Raw genomic sequence first — 20,793 nt, 5'->3', positions numbered from 1 at the left:
CCGGGATGGGGGTGCGGACGACATGCTCCACGGCACCGTACTCATTGCGCCCGTGCACCCGGCAGGGCGGCGATGTAACCGCCTCGCCCGCTACACGTTCGGCGGCCGACCCGCGTGCGGGGACGTGCCGTCTGCCCAGAAAGATGCCCCGATGTGCCGCTCGAAAGCCCACGGAAGTGGCCGCCGCTGCCCCGGCTGCGGAAGCTACAAGGCCGCCGCAAAAGCCAACGCGAACAGACGACTGGGCCGCGAAGCCCGGAAAAAGGTCGTCGACCACCTGAAAGAGCAAGGGATGGCCCTGACCGCGGCCGCGGTGCAGGCGGCACCCCCGAGCGTCCTACCGGAGCTGATGGCCGCGTTGGGAATCGACCCCTCGGTGCTGGGAGACACCCCGATGCCGAGCACCCACGCCAACCCGCCGTCGGCGAAACTGCTGATCGCACACGCCGAAGCCGAACGCGCGACACTCACCGCCCCGACGATCACCCCGGCACAGACCGCACTCGATGAAGCCGAGGAACGCGTCACCGCCGCCGACGCGGACGCCGAGGAAGCCCGCAAGGCCGTCAACCGGATTCGGGCCCGACTGAGGAAGGCCAAGAAGGCCGTCGAGGACGGCACCGGCTCACCGTTCGACGTCGCAGCGAAGCAGAAGGACCTCGACGACGCCAAACAGGCACATCTCGACGCCAAAATCCGGCAGGTCGAGGCCCGGGAAGATCTGGCCGCCGCGAAGTTCGGTATGCGCGACGACATGACCACCGACGCCGAACGCGACGCCTACTACGCATCCCTGTCCGATGACGAGGTCGACACGATCACCCGCGCGCTGAACCGCCGCGCCGCCCCGGCCGCGGAGCAGGCGCTCACCGACGGCGGACAACCCGCCCTGGCCTCGACTCCCCGCGACACCACCGTCTACACCGCCGGCACCATCGCGATGGAAACCGGATCCGGTGTCACCGACGTCGAGGGACGCATCCTCGACGGCGGCACCGCCATCTACCGACGCGGCTACTCGGACTTCATCATCCTGCAGCGCAGCGGCGACGCCTACCACCCGGTCGGGCAGGCCACGAACGACGCTCTGGCCAAGGCAAACCGAATCCCGGTCCTGACCGCGCCTGATCCGCTGCCGACGGGCGCCACCGACCTGCAGAAGCAAGCCCACGCGCTGAAGGGCGAGGTCGGGCTGCACGTGGCCCGCAAGGCGGTCTCTGGCGCCGCGTCCACGCCGGCCGCGCAACAGGCATTGATCGACGAAGAGATGGCCGAGGCCCGGGACGCACTGACCCACGCGCTCGGCGGCGGACCGGCCCGCGCCGACATCCACGACGGCATCAAACGGCACAAGATCGCGCTGCGCGAACAGGCGGCGGCCGAGGCCGGGCAACAGGCGCGGGCGAAGGCCCTCGCCGGCGGTGCGAGCAAGGCCGAGGCGGATGCCGCGTACGTCAAGGCGCACCGGCGCGCTCTGGGGACGCCCACGGTCGGTGGCGGCACCATCCCGCACTTCGACCACGACATCCCACCGCAGAGCCTCGGCGCCGACAAGCACGCCAGCCTCTGGCGCAGCGGAATCCGCGCCTACGGCAAGGAAACAGCCGGCGACTACAGCGTGATCGCGCAGAAGGCGGGGGACCTGAAGGCATGGGGGTTCCAGGTGGGCCCAGGTGGGCAGGTGCAGACCTCGAGCATCGGGTCGCTGACCACCTCGAACGCGCAGTTCGTGCAGAAGATGCTCAGCTACCAGGAGCGGACCGCGCTGACCACCTACACCGGCGGTAGCTACCACGCGATCAATGCGGCGATCACCGGCCGCGACCCGAGTCCCTCCGGGCACATCAAGACCGTGGTGTCGCAACTGGACTCGGCATTCGGAAAGTTCCGTGAACACAACCCGAACACGGCGCCGATGACACTCGTACGCGGTACCCGAGTGCCGAGCGGGTGGACGGGCAGCACCGAGGAGTACATCGACGCCGCCTTTACCGTCGGATCGCGGATGGAGATCGGCAAGGTCACCAGCTTCTCCACCAACCACGGCACCGCGAACGCCTTCGCCGGCCACCCGCCGTACATGATGGTCGTCCGCACCCGGGACGGACTGCCACTCAAGTCCATCTCGAAGTTCTCCTCCGAAGACGAGGTCGTGCTCCCGACGGGTACCCACCTGCGGTGCGTGAAGGTCGACCACAAGGGCATCGGCGGCCGGCCGACGGTCTACATGGTCGCCGAAGACCTCGTCGCCGAAGCCGACAGCGGCGCCGGCGGCGGTACAACCAAGGCCGCGTAACCCATTCTCTACCAGCTAAAATGACACGTCCCCTCCCGAGGGGGGCAAAGACGGAAGGACCACCGACGATGGCCGCACTCAACGACGAGCAACTCGACGAGATCCGCCGGCAGCTCGATCAGGGGATGACCCCCGACGCGATCGCCGACTACCTCGGACGAGTCGCCGACCTAGACCTCATGGACATCGAGACCGTCCGCACCGCCGCCTACGCCCTCTCGCGAGGAGAGACCCCATGACCATGACTCCATCGATGAGCTACCACACCACGCCGGCCGACACTCACATCCGGTACGCCAACGCGTTGACCGGACTGGCCGCCGGTGACGCCTGGGGCTACCAGGTCGAATTCACCAGCTACGCTCAGATGCCGGCCTACCCGGTCGCCCCACCGGTGGGCCGGTGGGTGATCTCAGATGACACGCAGATGACTCTTGCCCTTCATTGGGCTCTGGCCGAGGTCACCGACTTCGCCGACATCGAGACGGTCACCGACGCCATTATCCGGCAGTTTCTGCTGTGGCAGGTCGACCCCGACAACACCCGGGCCCCGGGCCGCACCTGCATGACGTCGCTGCACAACCTCCGCGCAGGCGCCCGCTGGTACGACACCGATGGCGCCGTCGAATCCGCCGGCTGCGGGGCCGTGATGCGCCTGGTCCCCACCGCATTCGCTCCCGAATCGTATTGGTTGGGTCTGACCGCGCTTCAGGCCGTGATCACCCACAAGCACCCGCGGGCCGTGGTGCCCGCGTTGCTGCTCGCCGACACCATCCGCGACGCCCCCGAGCATCGCGGCCGGTTCGTCGAGCACGCACGGACAGTGGCTGCGCAGATCTACAACGGCACCAGCGGCTGGACCGCGGATCCCTACCTGCGCGATGTCCTCGCCCCGATCACCGGGGACGTGTCGTCATACCTGGTAGAAGGGCTGGATGACGGGACCGCGGACATCCTCACCGCCGCCGCGGACCGACTCGAACAGCTACGCCCTCTGTCGCCGGCCGAATTCGGCGATCCCTGTGTCGGGATCGGTGAGGGGTGGGAGTCGGCCAGCGCGGTCGCCCTGGCCCTGCTGGTCGCCGACCTCGCCACCACCACCGCCGATGACAGTCCGGCAGCACTGACCGGACCCAAAGCGCTCGCCTGGGCATCCACCAGCAACGGCGACTCCGATTCCATCGCCTGCATCGCCGGTGGGCTCATCGGCTCCGCCCACCCCGAGAATGGTTACTGGGCCGCCGCGGGTTTGGCGCCTGAATTCGAGCCCCGTTACGCCGAGGAGATCGCCACCACAGCACGCCGGCTCCCGGCCGGTGACACCGACTGACACACCTGCCTCTGACATGTTCCTGCCGATCCGCGCAACGCCTGCACGCGCCAGTGGCGGCTATACCAGGGAGCGCGCCGCCAGCCAGATGACGCGCTCGGAGACCGCGCTCAGCAGCGTTCGTGCTTTCTCAGGGGCGGTGCCGTCGACGAGCGTCCACAACTACCCGCGCCGCACCCCAGCTCCATAACCGGGTACCCCGGCCGTGATCCAATCCATCACCTCAACGTCGTTGTTCATTACCCGCAAGCTATCCCAACGACCGCGGGCTTCCCTGCAAGACATCTCACATCCTTAGTTTTCCGGCGCGTCTTACCGGAATTTTCAGCCGGTCATCTATAACGAACGGGTCGGAGTCGATTCACCAGCCGTAGGTTCGCCGTGGAGTGCCGTTCTCCGGTGTGCCGGTATGTCGTAGGCCAAAACGGACCCTGGTGACCGCAGAAAGGCGCTCAGCCCGTTTCGCCTCCGCGGCCGGCCTCGGTAACAGCTGACGAAGCGAATGACCGCGACCGTCAACTACTGCTCACCCTAGAAATGGGTAGACGCAGGCATAGTCGACGAAACGCGCGTCATCGGAAGCGTTAGTCGTCCACACGTTGTGCTCGGCACGCAGTTGCACCACAGGGACTCTCGGTGCTGGGGCTGTTCACGCATCATGGTGAACAGCCCCAGCCAGGTTCCTGGATCAGTGTCGATCGGTGAGTGCCTGGATGAGTGTTTGCAGTCCGTCGGCGTCGAGATAGTCGACCAGGGCGTCGGCGAGCGTGACCGGGTCGGCCTCCATGCGGCGAAATGTGCGCGTGACTTTCGCTGCGGTGACGGGAGTTCTTTTCGGCTCACGGTTTTCAGGTTCAGGTGCGGGATCCGGCTCGGGCTTCTTGTGTCCCCGCTCTTGCTCGGCTGCCCAGACCTGGACCTGGGCCTCGGGTGGAACCTGGGCGAGTGAGCGGGCAGTGCGGACGGCGAGTTCGCCGTTGCGGAGCGCGGCCTGCAGTTCCGGCGCCAGGTTGAGCAGGGCCCGCCGTTGAGAGATCCATCCCTTGGACTTCGCAAGCTTCATGGCGGCCATCTCGACGGTCCCGCACTCGCCGATCAGAAGTTCGACGGCCTTGGCCTCTTCGATGACGTCGAAGTCGCGGCGGCCGACGTTCTCGATGACCGCCGCCGCAAGCAGGGTCATCCGGTCCTTGGCAACCGCGTCCTTGACGACGATATCGAGGTTGGGGCGCCCGAAGTTTTCGGCGGCGGCCAGGCGCCGGCAACCGTTGATCACCACCCACCGGGCGAGCCCGATCTTGGTTTCATCCTCCGGATACAGTCGCAGGTAGGCGTCCCGGGTGACTACCAGGGCGGGTTGGAGTTGGGTGCCGGTGATCGAGACCAGGTCGCTGAGGTCGCCGAGGTCATCACGCGGATTGCGCGGATTCGGGGCCAGCTCGCTCAGGGGCACGTTGGTCGGTGTCCCGCCGGCGGCGGGCCGGTCGACGGGGGAGTTGTCGCCGACGACTCCGGCGAGGGTCGCGAGGTTGGTGCGGGTGCCGCGTGCCATCATCGACCACCGTCGATCCGCAGTTCTAGAGCCAGCCGGTAGAAGTCCTCCCGGGCCTGCAGTGCTACCCGGTTGGCGGGGTACTCGGTGACCACCAGGCCGTCTGCGCTCGCCCGGGCATGCAGTTTGTAGTGCCGGATCACGGTTTTCGCGAGTGGCCACTTGTTCGCGCGGATGAAGTCCTTCGTTTCCTCGAGGTCGAGCTTGCCGTCGCGGGGATCCCAGTTGTTGATCACCACCGTGTACGGAATGCCGCGGGGCTCGAGGATCTTTCGGATGGTGCGTGCGGTTGGGTCGAAGGACAGTGGCTCGGTTTCCATCGGCACGATGACGTGATCGGCAACCTCGAGGACTGTTCGCAGCGCGTCGGCGGCCGGGCCGCGACCGAGTGGGTCGGAGGTGTCGTCGGCGGCATTGAGGTCGATCCAGCCGGGAGTGTCGACGTACACGTGGCGGATGCCGGGCAGCTGGCCTAGCTGACGGAGCCCGTTGAGATCGTCGTGGGCCTGGACGACGTGGAACGGCAGGTTGTCGAGGCGGTCGGCCCACCAGATCGCCGAGCCCTGCGGGTCGACGGAAACCGCGGCGACCGGGGAGGTGGCACGGGATCGTCGTCCTGATTGAGAACGTCCGCGGTGACGGCGGCGAGATTGACGGCGACGGTGCTCTTCCCGACGCCGCCCTTCTGATTGAGAAGGACATGAATGGTCATGGGACCCTTTCCGTTTGCTTCACCCGTGTGGGCTACTTCGGACGGGGTGCACGGTACGGCACAAGGTGGCCGTGTCAGGTCCGACACGCGGCCGGGCGGCAGAATGATGTGCGGATCATCTAACGGGCCTCAAGCGGGTCCGTTTTGTCCGTTGTTTACCGCGGTAAACAACGGACAAAACGGACGTTGTTCGATGTTGCGGCCCCGCGTACTGACCCATCCGGATGGCGCACCGCCTCGAATCGCACAGTGCGCGTCCTGCAGCAAGTGCTGCGGCTCCGAGAAGGTGCCTTTATTGCCGCCACTGCGGCTGATGCGGAGGAGTTCTCGACTCATCCCGGTTTAGTTCCCCGGGGGCGCTGCCCCGCCGTGGTGTCCATCGCGACTGTCGTCGACGGTGCCTGGCCGGTCCGGCAGGGGTTCCGGGTCCAACGGCCGAGGAAACACCGGATTTGCCGGTCACGGGCCTACGGTGAGGTGTCGTGCCGGTCAGGCTAGTAACGCGCTGACCAGTGCCAACGTTGTTTCTGGACCGGATGGACCGTAAACCCTTATATGCGAGGGCATCTTCTCGCGGCCTATTCGGGATCTTCCTCGTCAAGTGGGAACGGCGGCAGCTTCGTTTCCTCGTCGACAATCGGGGGTGCGTTGAACCACGTTGTTCCCCCGTGGATCTGCGGCGCTGTCAGGCCGAGCGCTCGCGAGAGGTCGACGCCGCGCAAGTCCGCGCCTCCGAGGTCTGCTTCCGTGAAGTCGGTGCCATCGACGACCACCCCCCGAAGATCGGCGAAACACAGGTTCGCTCGCCGAAGTGTTGATCCGCGCAAGTCCGCACCTCTGAGGGAAGTCCGACGTGGCTGCCCATTACCACCGGACATCTGCCAATCCAATTCATTAATAAAATCCATCCGCGCACCGTCGAGATTGACGGACTGGAGTCGGGCGCCGACGAGGCTTGCACCCTGAAGATGAGCGGCGGTCAGGTCGCCTTCGAAGATCGCCGCGCCATCGAGCGTTGCACCAACCAGCGACGCCGACGGCCAATGAGCATTCCCGATCTGGATTCTCTGCAGGTTCGCGTGGTTGAGCTTGGCTCCCCTCAGCGCGTCGTGCGGGACCTTGGCTTCAGTAAGGTCTGCTCCGGTCAGATTGGCGCCCTGAAGATGAACGCTGGTGAGGTCGGCCTTCCGCAGTTCCGCGTTCCTGAGGTCGGCGCCCTCTAAGTGCGAGGAAATCAACCGGGCATCGTTGAGGTGAGCTCTGGCCAACCCAGCCTTGGCCAGGCAGGTGCGATGTAGCCATGCTCCCTCAAGAGCCGCATCGAAGAGGACCGCATTCGCCAGAGAACAGTCGTTTAAGTGCAGCTCGAGATTGGGGGAATCGTTGTCCGGCGCGCGCCGCGCCAGCACCGTGAGGGCGGCCTGCACGTCCGCTGGCGGCCTGGCGTCCGTATCCTCATGGCTCCGGTTATCGAGTTCGGGTCGAAGTGGGGCCTGCTCTCGGACGAACGCCGTCAAGACCTCGACGATCGCGTCCTGATCCCTCGCGGAATCCCGGGCGATCCGCTCTAGCGCGAACATGCCGCCGATCCGGACCTGGAGTTTCTCGCTGCCCAACTGGTCGATCGCGTGCGTGAGCCTGTCGGTGATCTGGCCTTCACGCTCGAGCTCACGCTGCTTCACGCCCGCTTCTCGCTCGTCCTGAAGCTTCCGCCACGCCACGATAGCCCCGGACCCCACGGCGAGCCCGGCGATTGCCTGCAGGAGCGTCGAGCGGATGCCGTTCCTCGCCTCAAGCAGCTGTTCCTTGGTGAGATCCTCGGGGGACACCAACAGCCAGGGAATCACGATCACTACCGCAAGGGAGAGGGCGACGAATCCGAGCACCGCGACGGCACGGATCCATCCCCGGCTGTGGGGATGAATCGGTGAATCTGGTGACGACCCGACAGAGCCAGGCGTCTCATCCCGCCCGGAACGGCGCATGTCGCAAACAATACCGTGAGAGGGCCCGTGTCGGTCGCACTTCGACCCCGAGGGCCGCCGCGCTGCCCGTATTGTGAATGCGATCCCTGCGAACCCGGGTTCCTCAGCGCGCTGGACCTTGTCGTCGATGCCCAAGCAGGTCCGAGTTGACCGAGCGGTTCGATCGCTGCACGACCCTCAGTCCGAAAACGTTTTGTAGCTCAATGCTTCCTGTCGTCGAGTTCTGCAACTCTCGACCGCATTCACCACGTGAACGGTGATCGCCCATCGGGGCACGCTGGACACCCGGGTGAGCCGCGGAATATCGACCGGCCCGGCCGCACGCTCCCCGCGAGCCACGAATCAACAATGTCCGTTTTGTCCGTTGTTTACCGCGGTAAACAACGGACAAAACGGACATCCGCCAGTGGCGGCAGTGGCCGGGGCAGCTCGGCGCGGACGTCGATGGTGGCGCGGAACCATCGGGCGAGGTACTTGTCGGTTACCAGTTCCGGATGCGTGTGTAGGTATTCGATGAGCCATCCGGCCAGTCCGTCCCACGTCCTGTAATCGCCTGCCGCGACAGCGTCCAGCCGAGCTCGTCGAGGGTCCAATGTGCCTTCGCGGAGTTGCGCAACATCGACGTACTCATCCAGTTCGACTCATCGTCGGCGCCGCCGCCGGCGACCGGCACTAGGTGATCGATTGACGGGAACAACTCCCAGTACGCGAACTGGCTCTGCGAGACGGCCCAGTTCGGATGCGCGGGGAACTCCTCCGGCACGATCAGAGACTCAACTCGGAGGACGCTCAAATGAGACCGAAGCGTCAATTCTCGAACGCAACGTACAGTCCGTTGAGGACGCCTACGCTTTATGTATGCCTACAGATGAGACCCGCTAGTTCTTCGGGACGAAAGGCCTCCAAGCGACGCGTCAATGCGTACTGGCGGCCGGCACGTAGCTGACACTCCATGAATGGTTAGGAAGATGGAGACCTCACCCGGCGAAGCCGCACGGCAGCGTCACTCATCCTGTACGCGCCCGCCGAGACCAAACACTCCGCCATGAACTCGCCGGACGTTCCGACTCACGGTCTCGTGGGCGCCTACACGATGAACGACAGCCCGGCCGACTCCAGCGGCAAGGGTCATGACGCACATACGAGCGGCGTGACAACCACCCGGAACCGCTTTTGCGCCCCGCGCACGGCGTATCACTTCGACGGTGCCCGCTCCGTGCTCACGATTCCGGACCACGACGATTTCAGTGTGAACACCACGGGCTATCTGTCGATCTCCGTGTGGTTTCGTCCCGAGGGGACATCGGTTACCCCTTCCGGCGAACTTCTCTTTTCGTCCCAAGAAGGCACCGGTTACGTGCATTGGTTCGGGAAGGGCGACGTGAGCGAGGACAGTGGAAACGAGGAATGGACGTTTCGCATTTACAGCGCAGACAACACCGAGAATCGGCATAACCGGATCAGCTTCTACCATTTCGACTATCGCGGTGGGAAGGGTCCGGGTAGCTATGTGGAAGAGCCCGTCGCGCAGGGAGTGTGGATCCATCTCGTCGCCTCAGTCAGCAAACCCGAGCATCGAATCTGGTTGTACAAGAACGGAGTGCTGCGCGACACCGACAGCTTCGGGCCCCAGGTGAAGAAGTACTCGATCGACGATGTGGATCTGCGCAACGGAAATGCGCCCGTGCGAATGGGGTCGAAAGACGGCGAGAGTCATTTCAAAGGCGCCATCGACAATGTGTACTTCTACAACCGGTTACTGACACCGACCGAGATTGCCGCGCTCTACACCGATGCCACCCCCTAGTCCGGCGGCACCGGCACCATGAGATCGGACGCGGGCGCTTCCTCGCCGAGCCAGTCCCTTCAGGCGGCGATGGAGTTGCGGCCAGTGCCGGGCCTGCTGCAGGCGTTGGCCATGCTGCCTCTGACTCACAACGAGTTGGTGGAGGCGGTCGAGATCGCCCTCGATGACAATCCGATGCTCGAACGCGCATCCGGGGCCACATGCCCGAGCTGCGGACGTCCCAGACCCGGTGGTCAGTGCACCAATTGTGCGCACGCGCGACCGAGTTCCGAAACGCTGGCGTCACCGTTCGACGAGCTGGCAGCGCTCGCGATGTGCGAAGTCCGCACCGAATGTCGGCCAGTCATGGCGCTGTTCCTCGACCACCTCACCGTCCGAGGCCTCCTCGACAGTGATGCGGCAGAAATCGCCGATCTGCACGGTGTGCCGCTTGCGCACGTCACCGAATGCATCCGCGCTGTGAAGGCGGTCGGTTCCGTGGGGGTGGCCGAGCGTACCGTCCCCGAGCTTCTCGCCGCCCAGGCGCGGGTTCTCGTCGACTCGGAGTGTGCGGACCCGTGGCTCGTCGACCTGGTTCGCGACCATCTCGCGCTCGTCGCCGCCCGGGACTCCAATCAGGTCGCTCGACTCTTCGCGACGTCCGAGATTGCCGCATCTCGGGCCTTCGAGCTGATCGCCCGGCGCATGCGTCCTTTCGTCTCTCTCGGTGACGACACACAACCTGTCGTGCGGACCCCGCCGGACATCGTTGTCAGCAAGAATGCGGAGGGAGTGCTCGGGATCGAGGTCGAGGACAGTACCTGGTTCGGGCTCCGCGTTCTCGCCGTTCCCGAGGAACTGGCGTCGCATGCCGAGGCATCCGAGTGGCTGCTCGTCCATCAACGCAAGGCGCACGACCTCATCCGGCAGCTCGACGCCCGAGCCAACATGCTCACGCAGATCGTGCGAGCCGCCGTCGAGTACCAGTCCGAGTACTTCGACCAGGGTCCGCGGGCGCACCGGCCACTCACCCGCTCGCATCTCGCCACGCTCGTCGGAGTTCACGCCTCGACAGTGTCGCGTGCCGTCAAGGACAAGAGGCTACGACTTCCCGACGGAAACGTCGTCGATTTCGCGGACCTGTTCGGCACGGCCGTTGCCGTCCGCTCCCACCTGTCAGCTCTCGCGCAGGGCACCGCGATGAGCGACCGCCAGCTCTGCGCGGAACTCTCAGCCCGGGGGTTCACCGTCTCGAGGCGCGCGGTGGCCAAGTACCGCGCGCAACTGGGCATCGCCGCCGGTGGCTCCCGAAGCTGACTTCACCCGACCACCCTCGCTGAGCTCTGTCGGCGAATCTTGCTTCACACCTTCGGCCGCGAACGTGCTGGTCGAGGGTTGGCACGTTTTGTGCAGTAAGGGAGGTAGGGAGTTCGGCCACTTCGAGTGAGAGGAACCAACCATGCATGACATCGATCGCGTTCTCTTCGAAGACAGCGGGGAGGTGTACGGCGAAACAGGGCAATTCGAAACCGACGGCCAACGTGAAGAGCTCGGATCTTACGGGCAGCAGGAGGAAACCGGGTCCTACGGGCAGCAGGAGGAGACCGGAACCTACGGCGAAGGCCTCTACGAGGAAAGCGTCACCGAGGAAACTACGAACGAGTCGACGCTCGCGACCGAATTGCTCGAGATCACGAGCGACGAGGAACTCGACCGATTTCTCGGGAACCTGGTCAGCTCGGCGGTATCCGCTGCGAAGAACTTCGCCAATTCGGACGCGGGCCGGGCAGTCGGCAGCGTCCTCAAGACGGCGGCGAAGCAGGTGCTGCCCCAGATTGGCCAGGCAGTCGGTGACTACATCGCCCCAGGCAGTGGCGGCGCATGGGGTCAGAGCGCGGGCAAGTGGCTCGGAAGCAAGCTCGAGCTCGGTCTCGATGTCGAAGGACTGTCGCCCGAGGATCGCCAATTCGAAACAGCCCGCGCGTTCGTGAGGTTCGCCGGGAACACCGCCCGTACCGCCGCCCAGGCGCCCCGATCGATTCCTCCGAAAGTTGCAGCGAACCGAGCTGCGCTGGTAGCCGCACAGCGTCACCTGCCCGGCCTGATCTCCATGGCAGGCACACGGCGCAGGAGGCGACAGTCGGGCCGGTGGGTGCGGCGCGGAAGAAACATCATCATCATCGACGCGTGAATGGGTGAGCCAGAGATGAGCATGTTGGAAGAAGAAGGCGGGTTGTTCGAGTTTACCGAGGAGGAAGAAGGAAACTCGGCGGTCCTGGAAGAAGAAGGATCGTGGGAGTTCGGAAACCAGAACTACGAGAGCGTCTTCGGCGAAGATCGTGAGTCGGCGTTGGTCGCCGAATTGCTCGAGATCACCACTGAGGAGGAACTCGACGAGTTCCTCGGCAAACTCGCACGCGGGGTGTTTCGTGGAGCATCGAAATTCGTGAAGTCCCCGATCGGCAAGATGATCGGCGGCCTTGTCAAGAACGTGGCCAAGACGGCTTTGCCGATGGTCGGTGGTGCACTCGGTTCGATGGTGTTGCCCGGCGTCGGAACCGCGCTCGGTTCGAAATTGGGTTCGATGGCTGGCAACCTCCTCGAAGAGGAGGAGGTGGCGATGCTCGGTGAGATCCCAGCCGAGGAGGAGGCAGCCCGGCGGTTCATCCGATTCGCCGGCGCCTCCTACCGGAATGCGGCTCGTACGCCGCGCTCGGTGCCACCGCGTGTGGCGGCACGCGCCGCGACCGTCAGCGCCGCACGGATCTACGCGCCAGCCCTGCTCCGGGCGGGCCGGCGACCCTCACCGTGGCGCGGTCGTCGCCGCGGTTACATGCCCGGGGGCGACTACACCACCGACGACACCGGCTGGGTGGAACAACCCGGTGACCCGTATTCCGCGCCGCCGATGGTCGGTGCGGCGTCGGGACGATGGGTGCGCCAGGGCAACCGCGTCACCTTGATCGGCCTGTGAGGCGGTGAGTGCCGTGGACCAGCGGGCGTGGGCAACGCAGCTGATCGAAAGCGAGGCCAGGGGACTGATGAGCCGCCTCGATCTGATTCAGCCGTTCGTTCTGAACGAAACAATGGTGACCGCGGCAGCACCGCCCTACGACGCATTGTTGACCATCGAACGATTCCTCTTCCAGAGTCGCGAACACCTCCGCGGGCAGGTGCGCGAATACCTGGCCTGGTTGCGCGGACCCGGCCGCAGCGCCGACAACGGTGAGCAACAACGCCGCTTCGTCATCCTGCGCATGGCATTCAACAACGTTCTCGCACAGTTCGATTTGTTCACCGAGGCCATCACCCAACGCAGCGAACACCGTACCGGTGTCTGGCTGTCCGGTCTCGACGTTCTGGCAGCCGACGCGCTTCGGGTGAACGTCGAAGGTTTCGCCGAGGCACCCGTGGTCTGTTATCTCGCCCGCGGTGCCGGCGCTGCGATCCGGCGGACACGCACCCGGTTGCCCGGTGGCAGGTCGAATCCCGTCGCGATCATCCGGATCCCGCGTGAACGCATGATCGGCAGCGGAATCGCGTCGTCGCTCATCCACGAGGTCGGCCATCAGGGTGCCGCACAACTAGGTCTGGTCGAGTCACTGCGAGCCGACATCACCAACGCGGCCCGCGCGAACCCTCAAGGCGGCTGGGATGTCTGGTACCGCTGGATCAGCGAGATCATCGCCGACTGCTGGTCGGTCGGGAAGATCGGCATCACCTCCACGGTCGGTCTGCTGGCCGTGGTGAGCCTGCCGAAATTCTTTGTCTTCCGCCCCTCGGGCACCGATCCACACCCCATGCCCTACATGCGGGTTCTGATCAGCACGCGGATCGGGGAGGCGCTGTATCCACATCCGCAATGGGCGGCCATGCGCTCGACCTGGAAACGGCTGTATCCCATCGCTGACCAGACCGCGGAACGGCGGGCGGATATCGATCGGCACGAGGCCACGATCGGCGCCTTCGTCGACCTGCTGCTCAACCACCGCTCTCCGGCCCTGCGTGGCCGCCGGCTCGGCGAGATCTGGCCGGTTACCGAACGGAGACCGGACCAGCTGCTCGCCCTGTACAAAAAATGGAACGGCGACTTCGGAGTGATGGCACGGCAGTCCCCGTCACTGGTGTTCGCTGCGGTCGGTCAGGCGAAAGTGGCCGGGCTGATCACACCCGAGCGCGAATCTCCCATCCTGCGCGACCTGCTCTCGGCGTGGGCGGTCCGCAGCAGCCTCGACGTCACACGCCGCCCCTCCCCACCCATCGCGACGCCGCCGCGGCGCGCATCGTGAGAAAGGCAGATGTCATGATCATCTCGATCAATCCGGACCCGATTCGCGTCGGTCAGATCGGTTCACTCAATATCCAACTCGACTACGAGAAAGAAGGATTCTACTGGTTCACGATCGACGGTCAGGATGCCCCGTTCCCCGGTGGCAAAGGGACGAAGGAGCACCCGTACGCATATGTCGGCGCCTTTCTAAAGAAAGACAAAGGCTTCGATTTCGAACCCGAAGTCCAGTTCAGCAATGACGTTGACCTCTATGTCTACTGGGTACGAGGGGCGGAGGATAACGACGTCGAGGACCTCAACGAGAAGGATTGGAGCGAAAACCCCCCGAAGGTCACCACAATCCTCCCCGCTTCGAACCCTGAGCCGACCATGACGGTTGCGCTCGCCGCCGCGGATCCACCTTTGAGCGGTGATGAGGTCCTCTGGCGGTTCATCGGGGCGATCAGTCGCAGGATGCGTTTCGACGAGTTCCGCGACTTTGTGCAACCGAAACTTCCGAAGGAGGCGGCGGATTATTACGGCCCGAAGGCATACGGCGAGCTCAAGAGACTTGCAGACGAGTTTGTCACGCGCGCGGCCGTCCCGAAGAACAACATCGGCGGAGAATTGAGTGCAGCTACGGTGTCCGCGGCCGTGAAGAAGTCCTATGTCGCGAACATTGATCCGCCCTCGAAGGCATACCTCGGTTCCCACCCGTATGGAGACGAGCCACATCCAGAAACCCACGAAGTGGACGACAAATATCTCGAATCCCGGTTCCCGCTCCTGAACGTCCCGTTCGTGGAACTGATCTGGAACTATTGGATGGAGGAGGGCATGCTCGTTCAGACGATGAACCGCATCCTTGCTCGGTTCCAGAATCGCCGCCCCGGTCCGGGCGGTGACCCCTTGCTCCGGTGCAATATCAACCCTCTGATGTCGTTGCGGTCCTTCCTGTGGCCGTTCTCCGAGGACGAGCAGAACAGGCTGACCGTGCGGCGACGCGCAGCCGAATACGAGTACGAGTACGGCCTGCGCCTACGCGGGCGCGCGATTCCGCACGCGTCGATACTGTCCGAGCGGCGTAGCCAGTTCATAGAGGCCTTCCACCGATTGCTGCACGTGTGCGTCCAGTTCTACAAGGAGCACGACGACAAGACGGTCGACGCCGACGCGTTCCCTCTGCTGAGCAACCTGCAGGAAGTGCATCTCATCCTCGCTCGCGGTGCACACAACCAGTTCGCGAGCCTGGCGGTCACGGCCCGGGCCGAGATGCTGACCATGCAGTGGCTCCTCGCCCAACCCGAGATGCACGAATTCCTCGGCGGGCCCACGATGATTCCGTACGAAGAGCCGTGGATGGAGCGGGTCGACACGATGAAATCTGTTCAAAGGTGGTCCGACACCAGCATCACACATTTCTACGAGCTGGCCGTGCAGGGCGAGCAGCTCCTGCTCTCGATCCGGCATGGGCGTTGGAACGAGTCCACCAGAAAGCGCGAGGATGCGGCGAATTGGGCACTGGTGCATCGCAACCCGGTTCAACGCTACATCGCCAATCTCGAGACTGTGCTGGGGATCGATGTCAAGGCAACCGTCGATGCCACCATGCCGTCGGATCTCATCGCACGCAGACTGATGCGACAGAGGTCTCGGGCATGACAGCCGGCCCCCGCCTCGATGTCACAACGGCACTGTTCCTCGACCTGCGCCACCAGGCGCGCACACTGCCCGCATGGGAGTCGCTGACCACCGGTGTCCCGGCCGCTCTGGCTGAGGACCCAAGCGCCCGTCACGTGGCGGCCGCGGTGGCGGACATGCAGAGCGCCGGGGCCGGGGTCGTCGCTCGTTCGACGCTGCATGCCTTGATCGATATCTTCACGCTGTTGCCCCGGTCCGGAGACACGGTTGCGGTCGACGAGGCGGCCTACCCCACCGTCCAGGTGGCCGCGGCGTTGGCACGGAAGGCTGGTGCCCAGGTGTGGGCGTACGGCCATCACCGCCCCGACACGATCGCCGACACCGGTGGGCGGTTGTTTATCGCCACCGATGGGTGGTGCCCCGGCTGCAATCGCCCGGCACCCATTGGCGAACTGAGAGATCTCGCCGTGCGTTCGGGTGGCCTTCTCGTTGTCGACGATTCACTCGCGTGTGGCGTGCTGGGGCGCAGGGGCCATCGGGAATTGTTCGGTGATGGGGCCGGCACCGTCCGGTGGCTGGGCGCAAGTCATGACGGCGTGCTGTGGGTGGCGTCGTTCGCGAAGGCGTATGGGGCTCCACTTGCCGTGGTGACCGGACCGCCGGGCGCACTCCGAGTACTGCGCAGCGATGGCAATCGCCTGCACTCGAGTGCACCGTCGGCGCCGGATCTGTCGGCTGCCGTGCGAGCCCTCTCCCTTCCCCGCGAGCTGAACCGGCGCCGTCTACGGTTGCAGGTTCACGTGTTGGCGCTCCGCAGCGCGATCGTGAGAGAGAGCCTTCCGCTGAACGGCCTGCCGTTTCCGATCGTGGGTATCCCGATGCCCACCGGGGCTGCTGCGCGGTGGTGGGAGGCGCTCCGTGCGGACGGTATCGGCGTGATCGTCCAGCGACCACGGTGCCGGCGCGCTGCCCTTCTGAGCTTCGTTCTCAGCTCGCGGCACTCGACGCGCGATATCGAGCGGCTGATGTGTTCGGTGCGGCGACTCAGCCGTGATGGTTGGGGCGCGGCCGCGTGAGCAGGTATCCGATCATCGACTCGCATTGTCATACCGGCACTGCCGGAATTCTGGCGCGGCCGGGCGAACCGGACGTATCGCTTGTCCGGTATGCCGTTCGGGCAGTCGAGGCCGGGATCGGATGCACCGTGATCATGGCGCCCCCGGTCGGCGAGTATGCGGCGGCCAACCGCATGGTGTCGGAGGTTGTGATGGCGAATCCCGGCCGCTACCTCGGATACGTTTTCGTGAACCCGGAAGGCGATCGAGGCCGGGTAGACGAGGTGGTCGCCGGGGCTAGAGGCTGGGGTGCGCGCGGAATCAAGGTCCACTGGTCCGATGGCGCCATCACCCAGGAAATTGCCGAGGTCGCGCGCCGCCACCGCCTCCCGATCCTCTACGACCCGCGAGGAGACATCTCCACGGTACGGAAGGCAACCGACGCCTTCCCGGACGTCGCCTGGATCGTCCCACACCTGTCATCCTTCGCCGACGACTGGAAAGCGCAAACGGCATTCATCGACGAGCTGACGCGGACCCCCAACCTGTTCACCGACACCGCCGGCGTCCGATACTTCGATATCCTCCTCGACGCGATCCGACGAGCCGGAGCACACAAGGTCCTCTTCGGCTCGGACGGACCCTATCTACATCCGGGTGTGGAACTGGCGAAAATCACCGCGCTGAAGCTTGCCCCCCTCGACTTCTCGCTGGTGACCGGAGGAAACGTCATGCGACTGATCAAGCGCAGTCGAAGGCCCACCCCAAGGAGAATCCGATGCAACCGCTCACCGTGAATGAGGAGTTTCAGACCAGAACTTGGGACAAGATCGACGGCGCGGTCCAGTTCCTTCAACCCAAGATGGCTGGGATCGCCGAAATCAAACCACACACCGCGGCTGGCCAGAGGAGCGGCCTCGACCAGCTCCGCAAGTACAAGTCGCTGCACCCGGACCGTCCTCAATGGCTGATCACGTATTTGCCGATCAACGAATCGGGATCTCCGGTACGAAGCGGGCGTGCCGGTGCGGTCAAGATCTTCGCGCGTTCGGTCGACTGGCCCGGAGGCGGAAGAGGCGCGTATCGGCTCGGATCGCTGGAAATCGTCGGGACGAAGAAGTTGCCAGGTCTGATCGCCTTCCCCCGCGTCGACCAACCAGGCTTCTTCGGACACGCGGTGGAGAAGCACGTTCGCGCGCATCTTTTTCGGTCGATCAACCGCAAGGCGGTACGTGGAACGGGCGGCGCTCAGCCAGGGCCCGACGTCATGTGGAAGGAACTCGCCGCCTTGTACGGCGAGCTCGCACGAATCGTCCCCGACCCGCTCTATGCGGAGATCGCCGCCGAGCTGGGCGTCCGTGTGGAGTGAGTCAGGTAGGCGACGCGTCCCGCGCTCGCGCGCGGCGCAAGTGGAGCGCCCGATCGGTAACCCCGAGCAGCGCTGCAGCTGCCCGCACATTGCCGTCACACTCGGCCATTGCGGCGTCGACCGCAAGATCGCCCACCCCGTCGCGCAGTTCCTTGAGTGTCGTCCCTCCAGAGATCGCCTCACGCACCGCCGTGACCAGGGCCTCGTCAGCCACCGCGCCGGTAGACGGAGCCTCCGCATCACCATGAGTACACGTCGGCCGATCCGCGGGGGGTAAATCTCCCGGGGTGATCGGGCCCCCACCGACATGTCGTGCGGCCACGCGGTGCGCCACCTGGCGCAAATCGCGCAGATTGCCCGGATAAGTGCGCTCACACAGCGCGCGTTTCACGGCAGCGTCGAACCGGACCGGATCACTTCGACCGCTTGCCTCGGCGTAGAAATGAGCGAACAAGTCGAGGACGTCGCTGCCACGTTCACGCAATGGTGGCATCAGAACCGTGGACGCGGCGATCCGATAGTAGAGATCGCTTCGGAACCGGCCGGTGTCGACATCCCTGGCCAAGTCTCGGTTGGTCGCGCAAATCAATCGAAAATTACTGTGTTGCCACCGATCTCCACCGACGCGCTTGTATGCGCCCTCCTGGACCACACGCATGAACTCGGGCTGCAGTTCGAGTGGTAGGTCACCGACTTCGTCGAGGAAGAGAGCGCCTCCATCCGCCGCCGCGCATGCACCCGACCGGGCGGCGACCGCCCCGGTGAATGCACCCCGCTCGTGCCCGAACAGCTCGCTTCCCAGCAGCCCGGGAACAATTGTCGTGCAGTCGACAACCACCAATTGACCGTTCGATTTCGAGCACTCAACCTGATGAGCGACCCTCGCGGCAAGCTCCTTACCGGTTCCCGTTTCACCAAGTATGAGGATCGGACCCGACCCGAACCGCGCCGCGGTGATCAACTCACGCAGAGCCCGACGCAGCGCCGTACTTCGACCAACAATGACCTCCGACACGGTGCGTGAATCGATGAACTCCTCCACTTCACGGATTCTCGCGAGCTGGGCCTGGATCGGTTCGGTGTCATCGTCCCACCGCAGTACATCGCTTGCCCCCGCCGCGAGTTCCGCCCACGGATCCACCATGGACCGGCCTACGTGGACGACGATCACCTGCGCATCGGCGGCGGCGCTCTGCAGAGCTGTACGAATGTCCAGCCAAGAACACCGCGCCGAACAGACGATGACACCGAGCCGGCCCTTGCCACATGCGGCATCAAGCCGAAGATCATCCTCCGCTGAACACAATTCCTGCACAACGTAGTTCGACTTCTTGTCACGTTTGAGATCAACGATCCACGACATCGGACGCGGACATCATCGGCAGACCCCTGACTACATCGATGTCGAGATACTGAGTCTCGCGAGCGCTCATCTCTTCTCAGTTGGATAGCGGTGGAGGTCACGGCTAGGTGGGGATACATTGCGATCAAGACCGGTCTGTTTCATCGTCCTCTGGCGATTCGTCCATGTCACTGATCGTTAGACGCTCGAAAGGCTTGCAGAACTCCCGGATCAGGTCACTGATCGGTCGAGGCTCCATTCGCTGGATCAGCTCTGGTTCCGATGTCCGCCAGTGTCGAGTCTGACGTTCAGTTTCCGGCCTGAGCGTGCGCGCGACGGGCCGCCTCGATCAGAGCTTCGGCGGCACGTTCGGCGCGCTTCGATTCGGTACGACTCGTCGGCGTATCGGTGTAACCGGACCGCGTCTTGAGGCCCAGCAGCACACTGAGGTGCTTCGCCGTGGCCGTGTCGACGGACCCGAGCAGCGTGACAGCATCCTTGTGGTCCTCGCCCTGCGCATGCTTACCCAGTCGCGCGCAACAGATGACCTCCGATGCTGCGATGCCCGCGTGCACCCACAACGTCACGACCGCATCATCGACACCGTCCGGCTCGTCGGCGAAGTCGCGACCGATCTCGGCCAGGTGAAAGAACTGTTCGGCTTTTCTTAGCCGGCCTCGGCGGACCGCCTGGTCACACGGCCGCGTCCGCCCCACTACCGATTCCCCCGACGCAGCAATCGGGTGAAACCGGCCCGTGAACCGGCCACCGTCAGCCCCTCCTTCGCCACATCCCGCAGGACCGGCTCGTCCGCGCCGCGGCCGGCGATCTCACTCTCCGCGAACTGCAGATCCCGCGCATCGTTGCCGGTCCATCTGGTCACCTCGGCCGTCAGCTCCGCCACCTGTTCATCCCACCGCTCGCCTGCGACGTCGTCCGGCCGGACCAGAAAGATGTCGATGTCACTGTCGATCGTCATCGTTCCGCGTGCAGCCGACCCGAACACGGCGGCATACACCGGGGGAATCTCCCAGCCGGCCAACCGCGCCTCCAACCTGCGCAGGAACTCCCCGGACAAACCGGCGAGACCCATGACATGAGGGAAGGCCAGGTGCTCACGATTGAGCTGATACACGAATGCGTTGCCCACCCTCGAAGACAGCACCGTGCCCTGCTTGCTCAATCGTTGCAACACCTTCCGTATCCCCTCTTCCGAATGGCGGTGCAGCACCCGGTGCAACTGGCCGGTCGTGAATGTCGCCTCGGATGCGGCTGCCAGCGCAGCGAGCACCTCACCATCAAGCGTGGGCGTCACCGTCTGCAGCGGCCGGATCAGATCCATAGTTCCGTTCCCTAGGGACGTCAATCTCACGCACTATTGTACGCCTACCCGTATTATAGTACGGATGGCCTAGGAGCGTGGGTCTGTATTGCCAATCGGGATCGTTGCCAGGG

The 20,793-nt window shown here is 64.7% G+C and carries 18 protein-coding genes and 1 pseudogene; 12 read left to right on the top strand and 7 right to left on the bottom strand.

Annotation, left to right across the window (positions count from 1 at the left end; all coding sequences use genetic code 11):
• Nucleotides 1–292 precede the first annotated feature (292 nt).
• The 3 genes from G9373_RS09595 (at nt 293) to G9373_RS09585 (ending at nt 3,626) form a co-directional block, all read left to right on the top strand.
• Complete coding sequence (locus G9373_RS09595; RefSeq protein ID WP_167114987.1) at nt 293–2,296, top strand: ADP-ribosyltransferase; 2,004 nt, start codon at nt 293–295, stop codon at nt 2,294–2,296.
• 68 nt (nt 2,297–2,364) lie between these two features.
• Nucleotides 2,365–2,535 (top strand): hypothetical protein, encoded by a 171-nt coding sequence (locus G9373_RS09590; protein ID WP_167114849.1) that lies wholly within the window; start codon nt 2,365–2,367, stop codon nt 2,533–2,535.
• Nucleotides 2,532–3,626 carry an ADP-ribosylglycohydrolase family protein gene (locus tag G9373_RS09585; RefSeq protein WP_240960433.1) on the top strand — a complete coding sequence of 365 codons (1,095 nt, stop codon included), beginning with the start codon at nt 2,532–2,534 and terminating at the stop codon, nt 3,624–3,626. Before G9373_RS09590 ends, G9373_RS09585 begins: the two co-directional genes overlap by 4 nt.
• Before the next feature lie 688 nt (nt 3,627–4,314).
• Here the strand turns inward: G9373_RS09585 and G9373_RS09580 are convergent.
• From G9373_RS09580 to G9373_RS09565, 4 genes and pseudogenes are all read right to left on the bottom strand, one after another.
• The gene (locus G9373_RS09580; RefSeq protein WP_206031964.1) at nt 4,315–5,178 is read right to left on the bottom strand and encodes a ParB/RepB/Spo0J family partition protein; all 864 of its coding nucleotides are present in this window, start codon (nt 5,176–5,178) and stop codon (nt 4,315–4,317) included.
• Nucleotides 5,178–5,890: pseudogene (locus G9373_RS09575) on the bottom strand (ParA family protein). The gene G9373_RS09580 and the pseudogene G9373_RS09575 overlap by 1 nt, the downstream one beginning before the upstream one ends.
• A 578-nt stretch (nt 5,891–6,468) precedes the next feature.
• Complete coding sequence (locus G9373_RS09570) at nt 6,469–7,776, bottom strand: pentapeptide repeat-containing protein (RefSeq protein ID WP_167114844.1); 1,308 nt, start codon at nt 7,774–7,776, stop codon at nt 6,469–6,471.
• A gap of 580 nt (nt 7,777–8,356) precedes the next feature.
• A complete protein-coding gene (locus G9373_RS09565) occupies nt 8,357–8,638 on the bottom strand; it encodes a hypothetical protein (protein ID WP_346842815.1) in 282 nt (93 codons plus the stop codon).
• A gap of 282 nt (nt 8,639–8,920) precedes the next feature.
• Here G9373_RS09565 and G9373_RS09560 point away from each other — a divergent pair, with 282 nt between their 5' ends.
• The 9 genes from G9373_RS09560 to G9373_RS09520 all read left to right on the top strand — a co-directional run bounded on the left by G9373_RS09560 (nt 8,921) and on the right by G9373_RS09520 (nt 17,996).
• Nucleotides 8,921–9,682 (top strand): LamG domain-containing protein, encoded by a 762-nt coding sequence (locus G9373_RS09560; protein WP_167114843.1) that lies wholly within the window; start codon nt 8,921–8,923, stop codon nt 9,680–9,682.
• Nucleotides 9,683–9,793: 111 nt separating this feature from the next.
• A complete protein-coding gene (locus G9373_RS09555; protein WP_167114841.1) occupies nt 9,794–10,978 on the top strand; it encodes a hypothetical protein in 1,185 nt (394 codons plus the stop codon).
• A gap of 142 nt (nt 10,979–11,120) precedes the next feature.
• Complete coding sequence (locus G9373_RS09550; RefSeq protein WP_167114839.1) at nt 11,121–11,852, top strand: hypothetical protein; 732 nt, start codon at nt 11,121–11,123, stop codon at nt 11,850–11,852.
• A gap of 15 nt (nt 11,853–11,867) precedes the next feature.
• Entirely contained in the window at nt 11,868–12,635 is a 768-nt protein-coding gene (locus G9373_RS09545; RefSeq protein WP_167114837.1) for a hypothetical protein, read from the top strand.
• Nucleotides 12,636–12,639: 4 nt separating this feature from the next.
• On the top strand, nt 12,640–13,950 hold the full coding sequence (locus G9373_RS09540) for a hypothetical protein (protein ID WP_167114835.1): 1,311 nt from the start codon (nt 12,640–12,642) through the stop codon (nt 13,948–13,950).
• Between the two features lie 14 nt (nt 13,951–13,964).
• Nucleotides 13,965–15,593: a hypothetical protein gene (locus G9373_RS09535; protein ID WP_167114833.1), complete on the top strand. Its 1,629-nt coding sequence runs from the start codon at nt 13,965–13,967 to the stop codon at nt 15,591–15,593.
• Entirely contained in the window at nt 15,590–16,648 is a 1,059-nt protein-coding gene (locus G9373_RS09530; RefSeq protein ID WP_167114831.1) for an aminotransferase class I/II-fold pyridoxal phosphate-dependent enzyme, read from the top strand. The genes G9373_RS09535 and G9373_RS09530 overlap by 4 nt, the downstream gene beginning before the upstream one ends.
• Complete coding sequence (locus G9373_RS09525) at nt 16,645–17,424, top strand: amidohydrolase family protein (protein ID WP_167114829.1); 780 nt, start codon at nt 16,645–16,647, stop codon at nt 17,422–17,424. The genes G9373_RS09530 and G9373_RS09525 overlap by 4 nt, the downstream gene beginning before the upstream one ends.
• Complete coding sequence (locus G9373_RS09520; protein WP_167114827.1) at nt 17,406–17,996, top strand: hypothetical protein; 591 nt, start codon at nt 17,406–17,408, stop codon at nt 17,994–17,996. The genes G9373_RS09525 and G9373_RS09520 overlap by 19 nt, the downstream gene beginning before the upstream one ends.
• A gap of 1 nt (nt 17,997) precedes the next feature.
• Here G9373_RS09520 and G9373_RS09515 read toward each other — a convergent pair whose 3' ends face one another.
• The 3 genes from G9373_RS09515 to G9373_RS09505 form a co-directional block, all read right to left on the bottom strand.
• The gene (locus G9373_RS09515) at nt 17,998–19,359 is read right to left on the bottom strand and encodes a sigma 54-interacting transcriptional regulator (RefSeq protein WP_167114825.1); all 1,362 of its coding nucleotides are present in this window, start codon (nt 19,357–19,359) and stop codon (nt 17,998–18,000) included.
• Between the two features lie 287 nt (nt 19,360–19,646).
• Entirely contained in the window at nt 19,647–20,054 is a 408-nt protein-coding gene (locus G9373_RS09510) for a hypothetical protein (protein ID WP_167114823.1), read from the bottom strand.
• The gene (locus G9373_RS09505) at nt 20,054–20,680 is read right to left on the bottom strand and encodes a nucleotidyltransferase domain-containing protein (protein WP_167114821.1); all 627 of its coding nucleotides are present in this window, start codon (nt 20,678–20,680) and stop codon (nt 20,054–20,056) included. Before G9373_RS09505 ends, G9373_RS09510 begins: the two co-directional genes overlap by 1 nt.
• Between the last annotated feature and the right edge of the window lie 113 nt (nt 20,681–20,793).

This window comes from Rhodococcus sp. A14, assembly GCF_011603105.1.
GTDB classification, from domain to species: domain Bacteria; phylum Actinomycetota; class Actinomycetes; order Mycobacteriales; family Mycobacteriaceae; genus Rhodococcus_F; species Rhodococcus_F opacus.
Note: the sequence above shows the minus strand (reverse complement) of the source record. Positions and strands in the feature narration are given on the sequence as shown.